General features: G+C 30.8%; 19 protein-coding genes. 5 read left to right on the top strand and 14 right to left on the bottom strand.

Annotation, left to right across the window (positions count from 1 at the left end; translation table 11 throughout):
• Positions 1-72 precede the first annotated feature (72 nt).
• From egtB to N456_RS09635, 3 genes are read left to right on the top strand one after another with little or no spacing between them, the layout of a single operon-like run.
• On the top strand, positions 73-1239 hold the full coding sequence (gene egtB / locus N456_RS09645) for an ergothioneine biosynthesis protein EgtB (protein ID WP_062056323.1): 1167 nt from the start codon (positions 73-75) through the stop codon (positions 1237-1239).
• Positions 1240-1252: 13 nt separating this feature from the next.
• Entirely contained in the window at positions 1253-2227 is a 975-nt protein-coding gene (locus tag N456_RS09640) for an L-histidine N(alpha)-methyltransferase (protein WP_062056321.1), read from the top strand.
• Positions 2228-2252: 25 nt separating this feature from the next.
• Positions 2253-2537, top strand: coding sequence for a DUF427 domain-containing protein (locus N456_RS09635; protein ID WP_062056319.1), 285 nt, complete (start codon positions 2253-2255; stop codon positions 2535-2537).
• Positions 2538-3072: 535 nt separating this feature from the next.
• Here N456_RS09635 and N456_RS09630 read toward each other — a convergent pair.
• Positions 3073-3369, bottom strand: coding sequence for an isoamylase early set domain-containing protein (locus N456_RS09630; protein ID WP_062056317.1), 297 nt, complete (start codon positions 3367-3369; stop codon positions 3073-3075).
• Positions 3370-3488: 119 nt separating this feature from the next.
• The gene (locus N456_RS09625; protein WP_062056315.1) at positions 3489-4571 is read right to left on the bottom strand and encodes an aminotransferase class V-fold PLP-dependent enzyme; all 1083 of its coding nucleotides are present in this window, start codon (positions 4569-4571) and stop codon (positions 3489-3491) included.
• 160 nt (positions 4572-4731) lie between these two features.
• Here N456_RS09625 and N456_RS09620 point away from each other — a divergent pair, with 160 nt between their 5' ends.
• Both N456_RS09620 and fabD read left to right on the top strand, forming a co-directional pair.
• Entirely contained in the window at positions 4732-5676 is a 945-nt protein-coding gene (locus tag N456_RS09620; protein WP_062056313.1) for a dihydrofolate reductase, read from the top strand.
• Positions 5677-5805: 129 nt separating this feature from the next.
• The gene (gene fabD, locus N456_RS09615) at positions 5806-6687 is read left to right on the top strand and encodes an ACP S-malonyltransferase (RefSeq protein WP_062056311.1); all 882 of its coding nucleotides are present in this window, start codon (positions 5806-5808) and stop codon (positions 6685-6687) included.
• 87 nt (positions 6688-6774) lie between these two features.
• On the opposite strand, the gene N456_RS09610 is transcribed toward fabD, so the two are convergent.
• The 12 genes from N456_RS09610 to N456_RS09555 all read right to left on the bottom strand — a co-directional run bounded on the left by N456_RS09610 (position 6775) and on the right by N456_RS09555 (position 15699).
• The gene (locus N456_RS09610) at positions 6775-7329 is read right to left on the bottom strand and encodes a DinB family protein (RefSeq protein ID WP_338021416.1); all 555 of its coding nucleotides are present in this window, start codon (positions 7327-7329) and stop codon (positions 6775-6777) included.
• Between the two features lie 51 nt (positions 7330-7380).
• A complete protein-coding gene (locus N456_RS09605) occupies positions 7381-7917 on the bottom strand; it encodes a Crp/Fnr family transcriptional regulator (protein ID WP_062056306.1) in 537 nt (178 codons plus the stop codon).
• Between the two features lie 67 nt (positions 7918-7984).
• The gene (locus N456_RS09600) at positions 7985-8371 is read right to left on the bottom strand and encodes a nuclear transport factor 2 family protein (RefSeq protein WP_062056304.1); all 387 of its coding nucleotides are present in this window, start codon (positions 8369-8371) and stop codon (positions 7985-7987) included.
• Positions 8372-8462: 91 nt separating this feature from the next.
• A complete protein-coding gene (locus N456_RS09595) occupies positions 8463-9062 on the bottom strand; it encodes a CDP-alcohol phosphatidyltransferase family protein (protein WP_062056302.1) in 600 nt (199 codons plus the stop codon).
• Positions 9063-9318: 256 nt separating this feature from the next.
• Positions 9319-10068: a hypothetical protein gene (locus tag N456_RS09590; protein WP_148639277.1), complete on the bottom strand. Its 750-nt coding sequence runs from the start codon at positions 10066-10068 to the stop codon at positions 9319-9321.
• 52 nt (positions 10069-10120) lie between these two features.
• Positions 10121-10654 (bottom strand): hypothetical protein, encoded by a 534-nt coding sequence (locus tag N456_RS09585; RefSeq protein WP_062056300.1) that lies wholly within the window; start codon positions 10652-10654, stop codon positions 10121-10123.
• Positions 10655-10950: 296 nt separating this feature from the next.
• Positions 10951-11319, bottom strand: coding sequence for a nuclear transport factor 2 family protein (locus N456_RS09580; RefSeq protein ID WP_062056299.1), 369 nt, complete (start codon positions 11317-11319; stop codon positions 10951-10953).
• A 10-nt stretch (positions 11320-11329) separates the two neighbouring features.
• A complete protein-coding gene (locus N456_RS09575) occupies positions 11330-12073 on the bottom strand; it encodes an SDR family NAD(P)-dependent oxidoreductase (protein WP_062056298.1) in 744 nt (247 codons plus the stop codon).
• A 5-nt stretch (positions 12074-12078) separates the two neighbouring features.
• Positions 12079-12273, bottom strand: a complete 195-nt coding sequence (locus N456_RS09570) for a tautomerase family protein (protein ID WP_062056297.1) — start codon at positions 12271-12273, stop codon at positions 12079-12081.
• A 122-nt stretch (positions 12274-12395) separates the two neighbouring features.
• Entirely contained in the window at positions 12396-12980 is a 585-nt protein-coding gene (locus tag N456_RS09565; RefSeq protein WP_240315512.1) for a Crp/Fnr family transcriptional regulator, read from the bottom strand.
• 501 nt (positions 12981-13481) lie between these two features.
• Complete coding sequence (locus tag N456_RS09560; RefSeq protein WP_062056294.1) at positions 13482-14201, bottom strand: 3-ketoacyl-ACP reductase; 720 nt, start codon at positions 14199-14201, stop codon at positions 13482-13484.
• A gap of 223 nt (positions 14202-14424) precedes the next feature.
• Entirely contained in the window at positions 14425-15699 is a 1275-nt protein-coding gene (locus tag N456_RS09555; protein WP_062056292.1) for a metal-dependent hydrolase family protein, read from the bottom strand.
• Between the last annotated feature and the right edge of the window lie 690 nt (positions 15700-16389).

Here is a 16389-nt window from a genome sequence, read left to right as displayed (position 1 = left end):
ACCCTTGTTGAATGGTAATGAAAATAAAAATTACTAAATTTGAGTGTATACATAAATTGTATACACTTTTTTATGATCATCACAGATAGCTTAATCACCTCCTTTTTACAAACTCGCTCAGATACCGAAGAAATTTGTGCGCCTCTCCAAACCGAAGATTATGTAGTTCAGCCTATTGTAGATGTTTCCCCTCCGAAATGGCATATGGGGCATACGACATGGTTTTTTGAAGAATTTATTTTATCAAAATATCTAGAAAATTATAAACGTTTTCATCCAGAATATGCATATGTTTTTAATAGTTATTACGAAAGCATCGGAAAACGTGTAATACGTACTAATAGAGGCAATCTTTCTAGACCGACAGTAAGAGAAGTATATGAATATAGAGATTATATAACATCGCAGATGCAATCTTTTTTAGAAGAAAATCAAGATTTCAAAATAAGAGAATTAGTAGAGATAGGGATTCATCATGAAAAGCAACATCAAGAACTATTACTTACAGATATAAAATTCATACTGGGTACTAATCCATTATTACCTAAGTATAATGATACATTTACAGAAAATCCAATCTGTGACCAAAACTTAGGTTATAATACTATTAATGAGGGTGTTTACGAAATTGGATATGCAGGTAATGAATTTTGTTATGATAATGAACTTGGCAGACATAAAGTGTTTTTAGAAGAATATGCCATTAGTAATGAGCTTATAACAAATAGAGAATATATTGAGTTTATAAATGATAAAGGATATGAAAATAGTCTACTTTGGCATTCAGAAGCTTGGGATTGGATCCATAATTCCGCTATAAAAACACCTTTATATTGGCATATAATAGAGGGACAATATTATCAATATACATTGCAAGGGTTAAAAATGATAAATCCTATAGCTCCTGTTACTCATATCTCATATTATGAGGCATTTGCTTTTGCCCAATGGAAAGGAGAACGTTTGCCAACAGAATTTGAATGGGAGGTTGCACAGCCATTTTTTAACTGGGGGAAACGATGGGAGTGGACAGAAAGTGCTTATTTACCCTATCCTAATTATAAAAAAGCTTCAGGAGCACTTGGTGAGTATAATGGCAAGTTTATGGTCAATCAAAAAGTACTTCGTGGAGGATCGGTTGCTACTCCTCAAAATCATATAAGACCGACATATCGTAATTTTTTTCACCCACACCTCAGATGGCAATTTACAGGATTGCGATTAGTTAAAGAACTATAATTCTATATTTTACATGAACTCTAAAGATCAAAAAGTTTTGGTTTCTACTTTTGAAAAAGAAGTAAGTGAAGGCCTAACTGCATTCCCAAAGTATTTATCGTCTAAATTCTTTTATGATGAAGTAGGAGATGCCCTTTTTCAACAGATAATGGAGCTACCAGAATACTATCTTACGCGAGCAGAATATGAAATTTTTGAAATGCATAAATCCGATATTATTCAAAACTTTGATGTAAGTAATAAAGGTTTTGACTTAATCGAATTAGGAGCTGGAGATGGAAAAAAAACAAAAGTGTTGTTACAAGAATTATTAAATCAGCATTATGATTTTACCTATACTCCAATTGATATTAGTGAAAATGCAATTACAGGACTGGTAAAGAACCTTAATACGGAGATGCCTAAAGTTACTGTGCGGGGGCAAATAGGTGAGTATTTTGAAGTTTTAGATCGATTAAAACATATAAGTGATCGTAAAAAAGTAATCATGGTACTGGGATCTAACATAGGAAATTTATTGCATCCTAGGGCTATTCAGTTTTTAAAAAGATTATGTAATTCAATGCATGTTGGAGATCTCCTTTTTATGGGATTTGATCAAAAAAAGCATCCGCAGAAAGTTTTAGATGCATATAACGACAAATCAGGGGTAACAGCAGCTTTTAATAAAAATGTCTTAGCACGAATTAATAAAGAATTAAATGCGAATTTTAATCTAGATAAATTTATACATTGGGAGACATATGATCCCGAAAGCGGGACAGCTAAGAGTTATTTGGTGAGTAAAGAAAAGCAAACTGTAGATATAGATAATTTATCATTACAAGTGCATTTTGAAGCTTGGGAAAGTATTCATACCGAAATTTCTCAAAAATATGATGATGATATTGTAAAGTGGCTGACAAAAGAATCTGGTCTGAAGATCGAAAAATCTTTTTCAGATCAGCATAATGACTATAAAGATTATTTAATTACAAAAGTAGAATAACCAAAAAATATAAAGAATCCAGAATATGAAAGCAATTTGGAATGAGCAAGTAATTGCAGAAAGTAATGATACTAAAGTGATAGAGAATAATCATTATTTTCCTCCAGAAACGATAAAAAAAGAGTTTTTTAAATCAAGCGATACTCATACCAATTGCCCGTGGAAGGGGGTAGCATCATATTACACTATCGAGGTTGATGGAAAAGAAAATCGAGATGCAGCTTGGTATTATCCTAATACTAGTGATCTGGCAAAACAAATCAAAGGATATGTAGCCTTTTGGAAAGGTGTTGAAATTATTGATGAATAAGGATTGCCTAATGTGGTGGTGATATGGATAGTGATGTCTAAATAATAGAATAATCATTTACTATGTATTTTTAATAAAATAAACAAACCTCTCAATATAAAACAGTATTGAGAGGTTTATTGTTTTTTAATAATCAATAACTCATTTTTAATATTGTAAAACTCCAAATGGGTTTAACCCAGAGTCATACTCTGATTTTTTTGTAGACTACCATCTCGTTTTATTTTATAGAAAACAACCTTTGTGACGGATCCTCCCGAATATGATAAAAATAGGATAGTACCTTTTTTGTTTACAGCAAGGTTATGAGGTTTACCATAATCGGTGTCTATTTCTGAAATTATTTTATTAGTATAGCGATTAATTACCTCTATTTTATTATAAGCAATTCCAGTAGTATATATATGTCTACGACTATTTGTTACTCCATGAGTAGATGGTATACTATTTCACCTTTTTATCTAAATTAAATCTACCGAAGATTGTTAATTTACCATCATTCTGAGAAGGAACACATAAGTTATGAAAAAAGATTTTATAATACTAATAAACTATTATCTGCAGCAGCATAATCATTCCATTGATATCCATCAGCTTCAACTTCATTAGTCCATTGACCATCTACAATGTATTTAAATTCGAATTTCTTATCTTTAGGAAGGTTGATTGTTCCTTTAAAATTTCCATTTTTTAGCTTTTTTAAGATAGTAGCTTCAGTATTCCATTCATTAAATTCTCCAGCGACACTCACATTATTGGCTTCTTTTGCAGAAACAATAAAAGTAACTTTACAGATAGGTTTTGATTTTAAATATTGCTTAGTAATTGCCATAATTTATTTGATATTAAGTATTGGTTAATTAATTTTAACTAAGTTACTACAAAACATTAAAAATGTAAATGAGTAAACACTAGGTTTTAGTGATTTAATCAATATTTAACATAAAGATATTAACGATAACGATATAGTACTTTTACTATTTTTTCTATATCCTCTATTGTGTTGTAAAAATGAAGACTAATACGTATCCCTTGACCTCGAAGAGAGGTAATAATATCATGCTCTCTTAGATAAGTATATAGTTTTTTATCACCTTGGATATTAAAAATTGTACTATGTTTTTTACGTTTTAGTACATCTTCTTCTAGCAAGTTTAGTTTAGAAAACTCTGATTTAGCATGCCTACATAATTCTTCAATGTGTTTTTGAATAGTAAGTACACCTATTTTAGATAGGAAATTCATGGAATATTGTAAACTCCCAAAATTTAGCGTATCCAAATGACCGCATTGAAATCTTGCTTGTAAACTGGTATATGATAAATCATGATTAGATTGAACAGATGCATCGATATATGATGTAGGAGTAATTTGATCCAATATGCCCGTATTGAATAATATAAAGCCATTCCCGTATCCTCCTAATAACCATTTGTAGCCACTACACCCAAGGATATCAATTCCTGAGGTACTAAAATTAAAAACCGTAGTGCCACAAAACTGAGTGCCATCTGCTATAATCAATATATCAGGGTATCTAACTTTAAGGTCAGCGATAAAATCAAGATCTATTGCAATACCATTAGTATATTGAACTAAACTAAATGCAAAAATATCAGGGTTATATTTTTTTATAGCTTCTTCAATATTTTGTTCTGTAGCGGCATTTATTGTAGCATAACAAACATCAAACTCTTTATTTTCTACCGCAAAATTGATCGAAGGATAATCTCCGTCTAACAAAAGAATTTTTTTGTTTTTTTCTATTCCATTTAATATTGTATTAAAACCCAAAGAAAAATTAGGAGTTAATACGGTATGATCAGCAGACCCTCCTAAAAACTCAGCAATAGTTTTTTGTACACTACATAAAAAATCAAATTGATGTTCTCTAAATATGCTTCCGCCAATAAGAAAATCTAAATCATGTTCTTGCCTAAAATTTAAAAGAGAGTCGTATAATAATCCTGATGCGGCGGTATTTAGATAGGTCGTATGAGTTAGAACAGGAAATTCTTTTCTTAAATTCTTCATAAGTAATTTTAGTGCTTTTTGTTAAAAACTATATCTTTACTCACCAAGTGAGATTTTAATGCTTCAAAGCTTGCCTCGAAATTAAAAATATTTTTTAAAACGAATGCTTTGTGGATCTACCCAGAGGTAGTTTTCCATAGGATACTAAGTTAGCACTAATATGTTTTCAAGAAAAAAAGAAAAACCACAGATTGACCCACTTCAGCGAGAGTTATATGAACATGCGAGAAAACGCATTATTCAGAAAAAAAGATTATTTCAGCATTTTATAGTTTTTATAGTAGGAGCACTTTTTTTTATGCTTCTTAATCTAGTTTTAGGTTATGGTAAAGAGATTACATTTTTTGGGATAGATTGGTTTGTTGCTGCGATACTATGCTGGTCATTTCTATTTATTTTACACTTCTGTAATGTGTGGTTATTTAGCAAGTTTATGGGTAAAGAATGGGTTAATCGACAGATGGAACGATTAATTGCAAAACAAAAGGCAGAGATTGCTTTGATCCAAAAAGATGTAGATTTAATGTTTCCTAAAGAAGAATTACTAAAAAGGAAAGACGGATTTATAAAAGGAAAAACATCTGAAATTGTTGGAGAATTAAAAGAATCGACAAGTACTATTACAATGATTGCAGCAGCAGGAGAAAATAATGCTTTAGGTAAGGATAATGATCTTGTATGGCATTTACCGGATGACTTTAGAAGATTCAAAAAATTAACAACAGGTCATCATATTATTATGGGACGTAAAACTTTTGAATCTTTTCCTAAATTATTACCAAATCGAGTTCATATAATTATTACAAGAAATAAAGGATATCAGGCAGAAGGAGCAATAGTAGTGCATAGTATTAAGGAAGCTTTAGAAATGGCTAAAGGCGATATGCAACCTTTTATTATTGGTGGAGGAGAAATTTATACTATAGGGATGGAATATGCCGATTGTATAGAGCTCACACGAGTACATGAAGCGTTTGATGCAGATGCTTTTTTTCCTGATATTGACACCAAAATATGGAAATTAGAAAAAGAAGAATTTCATGATGTTGATGAAAAACACAAGTATCCTTTTACGTATTTAACGTACAAGAGAAAGAATACATAGAATTGTAATTTTAGATTATATTATTGTGATACTACCAATGAGCATTCATAACTGCTGTATCCATAGAGCTATCTAGGTTGTAAATATAATCCTTACTTTTGTTGAAAATTTTAAAATATACAGTATCATATGAATGCATATGTATTTCCCGGTCAAGGGGCTCAGTTTTCAGGAATGGGGTTAGACCTATATGAAAACTCTGAAATAGCAAAAGAACTTTTTGATAAAGCTAACGATATCTTAGGTTTTGAGATTACAAAAATCATGTTTGAGGGTACTAAAGAAGAGCTAACACAAACTAAGGTAACACAGCCTGCTATCTTTTTGCATTCGGTTATCTTAAGTAAAGTATTAGGAGATAGTTTTAAACCAAATATGGTTGCAGGGCATTCTTTAGGTGAGTTTTCTGCTTTGGTTGCTAATGGAACTTTAACCTTTGAAGATGCCCTACAGTTAGTGTCTAAGCGAGCAATAGCTATGCAAAAAGCATGTGAGATAGAACCTTCTACAATGGCTGCCGTTTTGGGGTTAGAAGATGAAGTAGTAGAAGAAGGATGTAAGGCAATAGAGGGTATTGTAGTAGCTGCAAACTATAATTGCCCTGGTCAATTAGTTATTTCTGGAGAGATTGATGCTATCAATCAAGCTTGCGAATGGATGAAAGAAAAGGGAGCTCGTAGAGCATTAGTATTAGCTGTAGGAGGAGCATTTCACTCTCCATTAATGGAACCTGCTAGAGAAGAATTAGCTGCTGCGATAGAAGCAACTACTTTTAGCTCTCCTAAGTGTCCAATATATCAAAATGTAACAGCAAAAGCAGTTACAGATCCAGAAGAAATTAAAAAGAACTTGATCGCCCAGCTTACAGCTCCTGTAAAATGGACGCAGACTATGCAAAATATGATTGAAGATGGTGCAACATCATTTACAGAAGTTGGTCCAGGAAAAGTTTTATCCGGATTGGTAAAGAAAGTTGATCGATCTATGGAAACAATTTTAGCTTCAATCTAGGAACTGATAGATTAATGATAATAACTTGATATGTGGGGCGTAAAAACTATTTTACGCCCCATATCAAGTTATTAAAGTAATTTTTTTTTACTGTTGGCTAGTTATTATTGTATTAGCTTGTACAATATGTCGGTCATTATGATAAATAAGTATTCTAAACGTATCTCCTAATTTTAATTTTATCCATTTAGAAATACTTATTGATGTTTTAATTTTATTTAGATCTTTTTTACTCGCTAAATTTAGTAGTTCTATTGTTTTTTGTTGCTGTAAAATAAATCGATGAATACATTTTTTATCTAAATCAGAGTTGATTGGATTTTTATCCTGAAAGGTTTTCATCTTATTTAGTTTCTCTTTTGGTAACATACTTTTTGCAAAGTAATCTCCTAGAAAACCTGATTTAAAAACAGCTGTGCTTTTTTGTTCTGATTTTACTATTCGATCTTCAATTTCTGGCAGATAAAAATCTCCATATAGATTTAGATGTTCTAGACACTCTAAAATACTCCAACTTTTCGGAGTGTTTTTCTTGTTTAGATGTTCGATTGTAAATTGATTAAACTGTTCTGCAGCTTTTATATTTTTTAGGGTTCTATCGATTAAATCCTCTATTAACTCATTAGATGCTATTGTCATCATTTTTTTTATTACAAAAGTCTACCTTTTGAAGTCTCTAAACATTGATTGAAATTAAGATTTTTTGATTCTAGAAAGTGTCTCTGGAGTCATTCTTAAATAGGATGCGATATATTTATTTGGTATTTCCTGAAATAATTGAGGGCTACGATGTAAAACTCGGTTATATCGTTCTATAGGTGATGTGGTTAGGATATCTCTTTCTCTTTCCATCTGTTGTAACACAAAACTTTCCAATACATTATTCCAAGTTCTGGTGTTTGTAGCTGATGATGTGATAAGATTTGAAAACTCAGTTTTGCTAATCACTTTTAGTGTTGTTTTTTTTAAAGCCTGAATATAGAAATCTGATGGTTTTTCATTTATAAATGAGTCAAGAGCTGCAATAAGGTTATTTTTATATCCAAATCTAATAGTGTGTTCTTCGGATTTATCGACCACAAATATTCTTAAACTTCCTTTTACAACAAGGTAGAGGTTGGTGTCAATAGTTCCTTTTACTTTTAAATACTCATTTCTATGTAGTTCTATTTCTTTATTCCATAAATCTTGGTTGTTTATTTCTTCGATTAAGGTAGAAATTGGATTCATTTTTTTTGTTTACAAATAACCTAATATTTTGATAGTATTAAAAATGGTATTGAAGTATCTATTTGATTTAACTTACATCTCTAATTTTAATTATTTTATTATTCTCAAAAGTAAATATTGATTCTCCTTTTAGATGTATCGACTCCCCTTTTTTTAAACCAGTTGGTAAATCAATATTTAAGACACCAGTATAGTCTATTTTTATACTTAGTGTATTACGATTACTATTGATTGCTGTTATTTTTTGTTCTCTGCTTACGAATAATGATTTTGCCTTTTCTGCCTGAATCCTAAATTCATCAATCCCATTAGTAGTCACATCAATTTTTCCATTCGAGACATTTTCAAAAATAACATCTTTAGCCAAATCAATAGTCATCCCATTAATGTCAAAAGAATTATATGATTTGATATAATTTTCTACTTTTAATCTTTTTTGTTCATCTGAGTTCATCTTAAATTATTTTTATGATATTTTTTTTAAGTGTTTTAATTACTATTCAATTATAGTATCTATAAACAAAATACTATTTAACAGATGCTTATTACCCATTTAAATATTCACTTCTTTTAATCTCAACTCCTTTTCTAATTAAATAAGCATGATAGGTACTTGGGATATCATGTGTCCATTTTGGAAGTATTAAAATAATTAATAGTACGTCTATATGTGAAATCAATCCAAAAAAGATCGCTAAATAAAAGGGTACTCCTGCGTGATTAAACCCTATCAGTGAAGTAAAAGCTATTAATAGGGTTATTCCCCATATTTTAGATAAAAAAGCATGAGTACATGTCTCTTTTTTAAATTTAGCAATACTTATTACATAACATAATAATTCCATCCCAAGAATGGTCCAAATAGATAATGAATTTTCAGAAATTAGATTAGGGTACAAAAACCACGTTGCAAACCCCAATGATAACCAAAAAATCATATCTGTTTGACTGTCCATTCTTCTTAATTTAGCAGACGAAATATTCTGTTTTCTAGCAATTATTCCATCTAGGATATCAGAGATTAATCCCAGATACATTAAAATTAGTATTATTAACTTAGAGCTTTCTCCTAGAAAATAGGCTAATCCTAAAATAATAGGGCTTAATAAGAGTCGAAATACTATTAATGCTAATGGGATATTCATTTTTTTATGTTTATTGAATAGGTAATACAGCTATGTCATTGTATATCGCTAATACTTATTTTTGTTTGTTGAAATATAGTTAATTATTGTAGATAGGACAAATACCATATGTAATAGAGTAGTGATGCTTGTAGGTACTATCTTTACTGATCTGTTTTCTTATCTCATATTACTTATTTCTATTCCAATAATTATTAGTGCTGTTTTACCCATAAGGAAACGCAATGTTAGATTTTAAAAGATTGGTTTTAAAAAGTTATTTCCAAGGATTAGTATGGGAGTTTTGTAGGTTTAGTTTAATTTCTCCATTATCATAAAATTGATATCTTATTTTTGTTGTATAATAACTACCACTAACACCATCATGTTTTTTTCTAAACCGTTTTATTTCTTTCCTTTTTTTATAAGGCTCTAAATTAATAGTTTTTGTAAACTTCATACTATCAATTGGCTTCCAGTCTTTACATTTATATTTTGTATAATAGGTGGGAGCTATTGCTAATTCTTTCTTCAACCTTTTTAAGGGATCTTCTCTTATATTAATAATATTAGGATTTTTAGCTAGAGTAGCAATGTTGTTTTTTATTAAACGATTAATTGATAGCGAATTCATCTCTACAATATCACCTTTCTCTATTGGAGAATAATCCTGTAAAAAGCGTATTTTTAACACTTTATCTTTGTGGATACTAGAGCAATCTGATAGTTGAGCATATTGATATTCGAATGTGATATAATTAGGAAGCTTATGGTGTGGAATTTCTTTTAAATTTTTTAACGAAGTGATGTTCGTATGTTCAGAAGGAATCATGGGGTGTACAAAAATAGTATCCATAGCTACTTCTGAAAAAACTTTAGGTTTTTTATGCGCAATTATTTTGGTAACAATAACTCCTAATCCTTGCTCAGATACACTAATCATTTCTATTTGATATGTATCAGGTTTCGAACACCCAATTAACAAAAATACTATAGCTAATGGGATATATTTTTTAATCAATGACACGTTTTTAGAATGGTTTATTAAGTTATTAAAAGGGGTATTCTTATAAGTAATTTTATGGTATTGTTCCTATATCGTTAAACTTCCATTTTTTAGATACTTTCTTAAACTGAAAACTATGTTGTCCTCCTTCATGAGTTATTGTCGGATCAGTAGTGGTTACTAAAATTTCGTAATATTCAATTCCATCTATTTCTCTTTTATGAAATTTTGTAGTTTTCGTCTTTAAAATCGCTACAAATTCAGAATTAAAAATTAAATCAAACTCATTAGCAATAAAACTATCGATAGGGATATAAATTTTATCATCATATATTTTGTCATACCATAAGGAGTCCGTTTTTCTAAGTATTTCTAACTCTTCTTGCTCAGAAGATGTGTTTTCTAAGCATAAGTAACATCGTATTGATGTATTTGATATTTCTTTGAATTTAATTTTATCGTTTGAACTTATAATTTTTAGAAAATCATCCCAAGTTTGTGAAATTTCATTTTCAGAATGTTTTTTTTCTGATTTCTTTTTTTGTTGAGAACAGGATAAAGTGATAAGAAGAATAGTGAATATGGATATGAACCTTTTATTTTTCATAAAGTATTTATAATTGAATGTACAGCATGTTGTCTTGTTTTGCTTTTCTAAAGTTAAGAATAAAGAACAGAGAAATAGTAATAAATTCTTAGCATATCAATAAATTAGAAGTTTTTTCTTCCTCAACCAAAAGAAATATATTTTTCGTTTTTCTAAGAGCAGTAGCAGTACATCTTTTAAGAACAATAAAAGGTGTACTGCTACTGCTCTGTATACAATTTATATGTGTGATGATGTGAGTAACCCGACGCAGTAGCTAACTATCGCGTCGAGTTACTTGATAACAACTCTTTTATTTATGCTACATGAGTGAATATTTTATTTACAATTTTCCAATCATCATCAATTTTGGTTAAAGATAAATAGTCATAATAGTTATACCCTAGCATGGGAACATGCAATTTTGCCATTGCAATTTTACCGATAATATCAATTCCTATGATTTTCATTTTTAGACTTTCATTTAAATCGTTAGGGCTTTGTCTATTGTTAACCCCGTCTAGATATTCGTTTATACTTTTTAGATACTCTACACCTTTGATATCTCCATAGATATATGCGTTTTCATGAAAACAGGATTGAAGCTGAGTTACATTTCCGTAAAAAATCCCTTCAAAATAGTTAGTAATTAATTTTTCAATTTCTTCTAAATTCTCTTTATACATAGTTTATTGTTTAGATAGCATGACCTATGGTATGACCTCCTGCGATGTTAATAGTTTCTCCAGTTATAAAATTTGATGTAGCTAAATAGTATGCTGCTTCAGCAACTTCATTTGTTTCTCCAATTCTGTTTAATAAATGTAATCCAGCTAAACTATCAGCATTCTCAATTCCGATTTTTCCTTGTAGTGGACTTCGTATTATTCCTGGAGCAATTGTATTAATCTTAATGTTGTTTTTTCCAAATTCAGCTGCTAACTGCCTTGTTAAAGAGTGAATTGCGCCTTTACTTGTTAGTGGTGCTGTAGCAGGGAACCCATCTATAGCATGTTCTACTAGAACTGTTCCTATGTTTATAATAGAACCATTTTGTTGTTTTATCATTTCGGGAATAGCAGCTTGAGAAGTAAAATATGTTCCTTTTAGATTTACATTCCAATACAGGTCTAAATCTTGTTCTTTAACTTCTAAAAATGGTTTTGGAGAAAATACTCCTGCATTATTGATTAAAACATCTACAGTATTAAATTTTTCTACTGCTAATGAGACTAGTTTTTTACCTGTTTCTTGTTTACTGATATCTCCAACTAGGTAAGCTACATTAGAGGGTGATCCTAGTTCTTTGTAAGCTTTTTTTAAGTTTTCTTCGTTAGAAGAATTCATTACTACATTACTTTCTCGCTCTATAAAGTATTTTGCGATTTCTTTCCCTATTCCTGTAGATGCTCCTGTAATAATTATGGTCTTATTTTTCATTTTCTTTATTTTTTAGTTTTCAAATAGTGTTTTCCATTTACGCCCCAATTTGCTTTTGGGATTTCGTCAATAACTACATGAGTTGTTTCAGGATCTTTGTTGAGTATATTAACTACTAGCTGTGTAGCACCTTCTATTAATTGACGTTTTTGTTCTTGCGTTACTCCTTCGTCAGTAACTTTAATGTTGATGTATGGCATGTTTTTTTTATTAAATTAATTGTTATACAAAGGTGCTTTGTAATGAGGATAGTACACAGGAGGTATGTCACTTCTTTAAAGTGATGTAGATCACATTTGAAGATACAAAAAAGAAGAGGATGTTATGCGTTTAATCTACTAAGTGTTTCTCTAGAAACCCCTAGATAGGCAGCAATCATTTTTTTGGGAACACGTTGAAAAAGTTTTGGATATTGTTGGAGAAGTAATTCGTATTGTTCTTTAGTAGAGTTTTTTAGTAAAGATAAAATTCTGTTTTGAAGCGCAATTCGACCAATTTTACTTTTCTTAGCCCAGAATCGTTCCATTTTATGCATTTGAGCAGTTAGTTTTTCTCTATTTTCAAAAGAAATATATAGCAAGTCACTATCTTCTATACAATCGATAGCGGTTTTAGATGTGGTTTGTTTTACAAAAGATTCGTAATCTGTAATCCACCAGTTTTCCATTCCAAATTGGAGGATATGTTCTTTTCCATTATCGTCAACGAAATAACTTTTTAAACATCCTTTTATGATCCAATATTCTTTATTAACGAGCTCTCCTTCTTGGATTATATATTGATGTTTACGTTTTTTTATTTGTTTAAAATGACTTAAAACAAAATCAAACTCTTCATCAGTAAGGCTGATGATTTCTTCAATATGTTGTCTAAGAGGGTGTATCATTCTAATTTTAATTGACGCCAAGTTTTTAGTTGAGTATTAAGGTTATTTATACTCCTAAATTTTCAGGTTCTAAGTCAAATTTATTGATTTGTTTTTTAATTCTTTTATCATTAGAAGTTTTATTTCTCTATTAGAAGTACCTATGAGCAATAGATAGGGCGCGCTAGTTGTTGTTGATAAACTGACAAAGCTTTAAATCAAAAAAACAGCGAATCTTGTTTAAAACTTGCTAATGTAACCGAAGTAACAAGATCCGCATTACTTATGATTTCTATAATTTATTATCTAATTAAAGGTTAAAACTCTGCAATTTCATTGCAATTACTTTAGTTTCTATACACATTTTTATAGGTTTAGTCATTCCGCACTTGATGCGTAATCCATAGTACTAGTTATAAGAATAGATTTCTGCTTATGTAGGAATGACAATCTTGCATTAGAAAAAGAATTCCATTCTTTTATTTAAGACGATGTATTTAAAAATCTATAGTGGTTTAGGTTTCATATTTATTAAAGCATTTATTAAGGATTTGTAGACCATAAAGATGCACTTTTAAGCATTGCTCTTTTTGGTAGTTTTAAACCAGCAACGATTAGTTCTGCAAAATCTTCTGGTTGTAAAACCCGATCACTAGAATCATTATCTGCAATACCTAATCCAATCGACATATCAGATACTATAGTACTTGGTGTTAATGTACAAACTCTAATATTATTTTTGCGTACTTCTTTCATTAAGGATTCAGACATTCCAATAACTGCAAATTTTGATGCAGAATATGCAGATGTGTTTGCATTTCCGTTTAATCCTGCTGTAGACGCTACATTTATAATGTCACCTTGATTTTTTGTTATTAAGTGTGGTAAAATCTCTTTGGTTACATAATACATCCCCATAAGATTAGTTTGAATAATCTGACTCCATTGATTAACATCCATTTCATTAAATGATCCAAAGGCAGCAATTCCTGCATTGTTTACCAAAATGTCTACCGAACCTAGGGTAGTAATAATATTTTTGATGCCTTTTTTAACATCGTCATAGTTACTTACATCAAATGTAGAATAAATAGCGTTGATACCAAATTCCTCTAATTCAGAAACGGTTTTTTTTAAAACCTCTTCATTTCTACCTGTTATAGCAATATCTATCCCTTCTTTTGCAAATGCTATAGCAGTGGCTTTACCTAACCCTCTGCCACCTCCTGTAATTATTGCTTTCTTGTTTTTTAAATTTTCCATATGCTATTTTTATTTTTTCTGTAGTTATCGAGTTTAAAGATTTAAAAATATTGGTCACTAGTTTTTAAAAACTAAAAAGGACTTAGTTTTAAAAACTAATTTCTAAAATTCTTCATATGTTGAAGGGATTTGCTAGTATTTGTTTTTGATTAGCTATACAAGAATTAGAGGTATATTCATTTATAATTATTCATATAATTTATAAATGGTTGTTTTTGATCTATTACTTTTTATAAATGTTGCCGTTTTTCATTACAAATACTACTTTCTCCATGGTATTTATGTTTTGTGTAGGGTCATCATTTACGGCTATGATATCTGCTAAGAATCCAGATGTTATTTGTCCTAATTGATCTTGCATATTAAGAATTTTAGCATTGGTTGTTGTTGCACTCTGTAGTGTTGCCATAGGAGGCATCCCTGCTTCAACCATAAAGCCAAATTCTTTTCCGTTTTGCCCATGCTTATACACTCCTGCATCGGTCCCAAAAGCAATACCTACTCCACGTTTATATGCTTTTTTAAAGGTGTTTTGAATTTTTGGTCCGATCTCTAGCGCTTTAGGAACGATAATAGCAGGGTAGTACCCATCGATTGTGGCTTTTTCAGTAACTTCTTTTCCTGCAGTAATTGTAGGTACTAGATAGGCATCATGCTGTTTCATTAGATCCATTGTTTTTTCACTCATTAGTGTACCGTGTTCTATGGTTTTTACACCGCCAAGAATAGCACGTTGCATACCTTCATCTCCATGTGCATGTGCTGCAACATGAAAACCATAGTCTTTTGCTGTTTCGCAGATAGCTTTAATTTCTTCTACCGTAAATTGTGGATTAGAACTGCTTTTGGCTACACTTAATACGCCTCCTGTTGCAGTAATTTTGATGAGGTCAGCACCGTTTTTATATCGTTGTCGCACTGCTTTTTTGGCATCTTCGATGCTATTTACAACTCCTTCTTTAGGACCAGGATCGCCTATTAGAGCTCTTTTGCTCCCATTGGTAGGGTCTGCATGCCCTCCTGTAGTGGCTAGGGATTTACCTGCGGTAAACACTCTTGGACCGTGAACACGTCCTTTTTTGATCGCTTTTTTTAGTGCTATATTTACACCACTTCCTCCTAGATCTCGTACGGTAGTAAAACCTGCTAGCAGTGTTCTCTGGGCAAACTGAACTGAGTTAAAAGCGATATCTGCTTCGTTATCAGTATATTTTTGTAGATAGGCTTTAGGGTTTGTTTCACCTTCTAGATGTACATGCATATCTATTAAGCCGGGTAATACAGTCTTATTTTTGAGATCTATAGTCGTGTCTCCTTTTTTACCAGTAGTATAACCGTTTTCTACTTTAAGAATGGTAGTACCAGAAATAACAATGGTTTTTTCTGTGAGAACAGTACCTGCTTTAGTATCGATTAATTTTCCGCAATGGAGGTAAGTGTTTTGGGATAAAACAACAGTGTTTATGAATACAAAAAGAAGTGTAGCTATATATTTCATAGGAGTTTTGTGTGATTGTTGATAATGTTTGTATCAGCTTTAAAAACTGATATAAACAAACAATTTAAAATAAATTGTTGTGATTGAAGGGGAGATTATGATTTTTTTTAGAAAAATCAATGTTTAATAATTCATCAATTTTGTCTTGTCCTGAAATAGATTTACATCAAATCAAATACATCAAAATAATATAAAATCCGAAAAACTATTATTGTAAACCAATAATAGGACTAAGCATAAGTTGTAAACCTATTTTAGGACGAATCAAGGGTTATGAATCTCTGATCTAGTTTAGTGTCAAAATCAGTAAATAGTTGCATATTTTCTTTAAGATAAGAAATTACGGTATCTACTCATTCTAATACGATACTGTCTTTTATCTTGTAACTACGTTCTGCTACATGTTTGTTTGTTTTAATCCTTTAATAATAGGGTGATTATATAAAAGGTGTTGCTCGCTAGTAGGTATATGCCTCTACAAAATTAAATGTTTATACTTGGTGACACACTTTATTGAACAGTCTCCGCGGACAAGGATGGTAACAAGGCGGACGATGCTGATAACGATGCGGACAAGGATGGTAACAAGGCGGACGATGCTGATAATGATGCGGACAAGGATGATAACAAGGCGGACGATGCTGATAACGATGCGGACAAGGATGATAACAAGGCGGATGATGCTGATAA

Origin of the sequence: Aquimarina longa SW024 (assembly GCF_001401755.1) — a bacterium.
Lineage (GTDB): Bacteria > Bacteroidota > Bacteroidia > Flavobacteriales > Flavobacteriaceae > Aquimarina > Aquimarina longa.
The sequence above is the reverse complement of the archived record's forward strand: the minus strand, read 5'-3'. Positions and strand labels throughout refer to the sequence as shown.

Bases quoted from the DNA above. Each gene is read 5' to 3' on its own strand.
- N456_RS09575 (WP_062056298.1), bottom strand. From the start codon at position 12,073: ATGAAAAATAAGACCATAATTATTACAGGAGCATCTACAGGAATAGGG.
- N456_RS09555 (WP_062056292.1), bottom strand. From the start codon at position 15,699: ATGAAATATATAGCTACACTTCTTTTTGTATTCATAAACACTGTTGTT.
- N456_RS09605 (WP_062056306.1), bottom strand. From the start codon at position 7,917: ATGAATCCAATTTCTACCTTAATCGAAGAAATAAACAACCAAGATTTA.
- N456_RS09620 (WP_062056313.1), top strand. From the start codon at position 4,732: ATGTTTTCAAGAAAAAAAGAAAAACCACAGATTGACCCACTTCAGCGA.
- N456_RS09630 (WP_062056317.1), bottom strand. From the start codon at position 3,369: ATGGCAATTACTAAGCAATATTTAAAATCAAAACCTATCTGTAAAGTT.
- N456_RS09595 (WP_062056302.1), bottom strand. From the start codon at position 9,062: ATGAATATCCCATTAGCATTAATAGTATTTCGACTCTTATTAAGCCCT.
- N456_RS09570 (WP_062056297.1), bottom strand. From the start codon at position 12,273: ATGCCATACATCAACATTAAAGTTACTGACGAAGGAGTAACGCAAGAA.
- egtB (WP_062056323.1), top strand. From the start codon at position 73: ATGATCATCACAGATAGCTTAATCACCTCCTTTTTACAAACTCGCTCA.
- N456_RS09600 (WP_062056304.1), bottom strand. From the start codon at position 8,371: ATGAACTCAGATGAACAAAAAAGATTAAAAGTAGAAAATTATATCAAA.
- N456_RS09625 (WP_062056315.1), bottom strand. From the start codon at position 4,571: ATGAAGAATTTAAGAAAAGAATTTCCTGTTCTAACTCATACGACCTAT.
- fabD (WP_062056311.1), top strand. From the start codon at position 5,806: ATGAATGCATATGTATTTCCCGGTCAAGGGGCTCAGTTTTCAGGAATG.
- N456_RS09640 (WP_062056321.1), top strand. From the start codon at position 1,253: ATGAACTCTAAAGATCAAAAAGTTTTGGTTTCTACTTTTGAAAAAGAA.
- N456_RS09585 (WP_062056300.1), bottom strand. From the start codon at position 10,654: ATGAAAAATAAAAGGTTCATATCCATATTCACTATTCTTCTTATCACT.
- N456_RS09560 (WP_062056294.1), bottom strand. From the start codon at position 14,201: ATGGAAAATTTAAAAAACAAGAAAGCAATAATTACAGGAGGTGGCAGA.
- N456_RS09610 (WP_338021416.1), bottom strand. From the start codon at position 7,329: ATGATGACAATAGCATCTAATGAGTTAATAGAGGATTTAATCGATAGA.
- N456_RS09580 (WP_062056299.1), bottom strand. From the start codon at position 11,319: ATGTATAAAGAGAATTTAGAAGAAATTGAAAAATTAATTACTAACTAT.
- N456_RS09635 (WP_062056319.1), top strand. From the start codon at position 2,253: ATGAAAGCAATTTGGAATGAGCAAGTAATTGCAGAAAGTAATGATACT.